The following is a 4,085-nucleotide window of genomic DNA, read 5'->3' as shown; positions in this document are numbered from 1 at the left end:
TGCCATCTCGTCGTCCTCCTGAAAACGGGATATTCCTATCCCAAAAGGTGGACCACTTCAGTGGGGGCACTCCAACATCTCGATAGTATTCCGCTGACATTAGCCGGTAAAGGCGAGCAGAACTCGGTGAAGATCAAATTAGCGATTGAGGCCGCTGAGAGCTGCGATTTGTTCTTGATGGAGGAACCCGAGAACCACCTATCGCATACAAATCTTGGACGCTTGGTGTCACACCTCGCAGAGCGTTGCGAAGGAAAACAGCTCATCGTCAGCACTCATAGTAGCTTTGTTCTGAATAAGCTGGGAATTGACCGGGTGATGATGTTCAACGGCGAAAGCGCGGTTACATTGGATGATCTCCCTGAAGAAACAAAATCCTATTTCCAACGTCTGCCAGGGCACGACACGCTCAGGCTAATCCTCGCATCGAGGTCCATTTTGGTTGAGGGGCCGTCAGACGAACTTATTGTGCAAAAGGGTTTTCGCCAGAGGCATGGTTCTCTACCTCTTGAGAAGGGCGTGGAGGTGATCGCTGTAGGTACTTCTTTCAAGCGGTTTTTGGATATCGCACGGCTCTTGAAGCTTGATGTAAGTATTGTCCGCGACAACGACGGCAATCCTGAGGGAAAGAAGGCCCTCTTTGGTGATTATGAGGCGGACGAGACAATCCACATCCACATTGATGGTGACGCAAGCGCGCGCACCCTTGAGCCCCAAATCGTCAAAGCCAACGGATTGCAGAAACTTAATCAGATGCTCGGAACGGTGTTCGCCACTGAAGCTGAGTTGTCAGATCACATGGAGGCAAACAAAACCGACACGGCCCTGACGCTCTTTGGGCACGCAGATGAACTCGCGATCCCGGGGTACATTAGTGACGCAATCCGATGACCGAATTGTCCTCGCTGCAGCGGGTTCTGGAAAGACCACTACAGCGGTAAAGCTGGCTTGTGAGGACACAGAGAAGCGCACCGCACTGATAACATATACCCTAAATGGCCGGAGTGAGCTTGAAGCCCGCGCATACAGGGACTTTGGGGCTATTCCCCCGCATGTGACGATTTCCACATGGTACTCTTTTGTCCTCACCCATTTTGTCCGCCCCTATCAGAACCACCTTCACGAGAGACGTGTCGACACGATCAACTTCGAACGTGCGCCCATTTCACGGCGGCGCTTCAGCAAAGGTCAAATTGCACCCTACTTTTTCTCGTCGCCCAACAGGATTTGGTCAGACCGCGCCACTGACTTTGCGTGCAAACTTATTGATGAGACGGATGGGCAATCGATTAACCGCATTCAGGGCATATTTGACCTTATCATAGTAGACGAGGCGCAAGACCTGGCGGGCTGGGACCTTGAATTGATTGAGTGCCTCCTGAAATCAGCCGTCGAGGTGGCATTAATTGGGGACCATCGTCAGGCGACATTTTTGACGAACGACAACCCGAAAAACAAGAAATTCGCCGGAGAGAAGATCATCGAAAAATTCTCAAATTGGGAACGCGGCGGATTGGTGAATATCGAACATCAGTCCCACTCTCACCGCTGCGTGCAGGCAATTTGCGATTTCGCAGATCAGTTCTTTCCCGACTGTGAGCCGACGACGTCACGCAACGCGGGAATTACCGGCCATGATGGAGTTTTTCTCATCCGACAAAAGGACGTTGAACGATACTTCAAGGAGTTCGCCCCGCAGACCCTTCAATGGTCTAAGGCAGGAGGACCGAGGATCGGCAACCCCCTCAATTTCGGCGATTCCAAAGGGATGACGTTTGAGCGTGTCTTGATCTACCCGCACAAGAATTTCCGCGACTTCCTGAAAACCGGAAATATGGAACTGGTAGGGCAATCCAAGACCAAGACCTACGTGGCAGTGACCCGGGCACGTCAGAGTGTCACTATCGTGGTGCCAGACAACTTCACCCCAAAGGTAGGTGCGCTATTCGAGTTCCAGGATTGAACTTTTTTCAGTTGCCGTCACATTACATTCGGTGGACCTGGGACGCTTGATTGCATGATGCTGTGCATTCTTGACCATAAGGGAAACACCCCACAAGGTTCAAACGGCGGCTTTGGGCCGACCCAACCTGCATGGTGGCTGCCGAGCGCCAACTTTGCAAAGTGCGCTATCTGCGCTTCGCTGACATCCGTGCAAGATGCTGTATGAAGTGGCGCTCCAACAGGAGGGCGGGTCCTGCGCTGCAGCCAATGACCACGCGAAGTGTCGGCTTCGGGCCGTACGCTTGTACACAAATACTGTAGGTAGCTCGCGGCAAGGTTCGCTCTGCTAATTGATGTGAAACGCGCAAATAAAAGGCCTGCAAGTGACATTCTTCTCTCGCCGCAGAATACAATCGATGGTTTGTGATTTGACTTCGCACCTGGAAGGCGAAAAACGCACGGACATTGTCAAGCGGCTGAATAGTAAAGATCCGGAGCAATGTGTAGGTGCGGAGATAGAGCTCGCAATCGCTTGGTCTCTTCGCAGTCTTGATCTGGAAATAGAACCATTTTGGTGGGCCGAAGGAAGAAGCCCAGATGCATATGTCGAGGGATTACTCCCGGGAAAACCTGCAGCTATCGAAGTGACTGCTTTTGCTGAGGCTGCAATCTCTGGTGAAACTCAGATGGATCACTGTGCTCAAGTGCTATCCAATATTGCGGATGCTGAGCGGCGCGGATCGGGCCGATACCTCTATTTTCATTTCGCAGAGACTAGACACTATCGGCGCGGTCGTTACGAACGAGAGATTGCAGCACCTAAGTGTTTTGCCCCATCGCGAGCAACGGTTCTGAGGGTCCAAGAGTGGGTTAGGTCAGCTCCCGACCCGAAAGCGAGGCTCATAATAAAGGATGATGGGCTGTCCGTTGAGCTCGAAATGCGGACCCAAAAGCAAATTCGCTATCACAACTATCATGTGTCGAGACCGCCGCGCACATATTCGGATACAAGAAACCCGCTTTATCGGCGTCTCGCCGACAAGGCGAAGCAAGTTGCAAACGCTCCCTCTGGTGTGTGTCGGATCATCATCCTAGTGGAAGCGGGTTCACGCTTCTTAGCAGAAACCTCCTCGCGCCGTGGCTTCAACAGCGTCGAAAGCTACTCCACGGCGCAAGACATCATTCAAAAGGTAATCAAAGATAAATCAGATAAACTCGATGCGATCATCGTGTTAATACCAACAGTTGAGCACGCCCGACCTTGGCGTGGACGAACACAGCCAGAGAAGTACTGGAGTACCCATATATTTTCCACTCAAGAACGGGACTCTGACCCGCTTGCAGCAGCAGTTGAAAGCATCATTAAGCAACTACCTTCTCCTAGATTTGATGGCTACAATGTGAGATCGCTGATCCGCCAAAAAGCCATGCAACATGACGCAAGAGGCTGGTATCGGGGAACCAATATTTCCATGCAAGACAATAAGTTAACTTACAGAATGTCGTCACGAGCGCTCCAAGACTTTCTGGCAAGCAGGATCGACGAAACTCAATTCAGACGTTTCATTGGCGAGCAAGAAGATGGGCCATCCATAAAACGATTCCTGGATCAAGGGTACACGATCCAAGGAATACAGTTTGAGGCTGGTGGGGTTGACGATGACGATGACTGCATAGTGTTGGAATTTGCTCGAGATGCAGCCGCTAGCCCGTTCGAATAAACGAACGAACCTCCTAACATGTTGTGATCGAGCGCCCACTCATTGGTAGGAGATCGTTTTGGTCTCCAATGTCTGCTCATGGCACTCTGTGCTGCGAAGCTTTCCGTCTCGACGAAAGTCGGCTTTGGGCCGATTGTGTTGAAAAACTCGGGCGGGCTCAAATTGGCCTGAATTTTGAGAACGCATGTTTTTGCGAGCGGGCATAGCGCCCGGTTCAAGAGGCAGATCCGACCTCCGGCAGAACAAAATTCTTGTTCAGCGCCTACCGACCTGGAGCGAAGGGGTTTTTCAACGAAATACGCCCGACCTGCATGTGCTGGCCCGCCAGGCATGGGGCCGCTTTGGGCTGGCTGGCGTCATCTGGCCGCTTGGATCTCGTACGGATTCGCTGAAACCTTGCAGCCGCATCGCGGCAAGTCC

The 4,085-nt window shown here is 52.0% G+C and carries 3 protein-coding genes; all 3 read left to right on the top strand.

Annotated features, from left to right (window positions below; translation table 11 throughout):
- On the top strand, nucleotides 1-891 hold an 891-nt coding region (locus tag R0J92_RS21235; protein ID WP_411053101.1), incomplete at its 5' end, for an ATP-dependent nuclease.
- The gene (locus R0J92_RS21230; protein ID WP_411053100.1) at nucleotides 875-1,963 is read left to right on the top strand and encodes a UvrD-helicase domain-containing protein; all 1,089 of its coding nucleotides are present in this window, start codon (nucleotides 875-877) and stop codon (nucleotides 1,961-1,963) included. The genes R0J92_RS21235 and R0J92_RS21230, both read left to right, overlap by 17 nt.
- 364 nt (nucleotides 1,964-2,327) lie before the next feature.
- Entirely contained in the window at nucleotides 2,328-3,665 is a 1,338-nt protein-coding gene (locus R0J92_RS21225) for a hypothetical protein (protein ID WP_411053099.1), read from the top strand.
- The last annotated feature ends 420 nt before the right edge of the window (nucleotides 3,666-4,085 follow it).

This window comes from Tritonibacter sp. SIMBA_163 (genome assembly GCF_046535935.1).
Taxonomy (GTDB): Bacteria; Pseudomonadota; Alphaproteobacteria; order Rhodobacterales; family Rhodobacteraceae; genus Epibacterium; species Epibacterium scottomollicae.
This window is presented reverse-complemented; position numbering and strand designations above follow the sequence as displayed.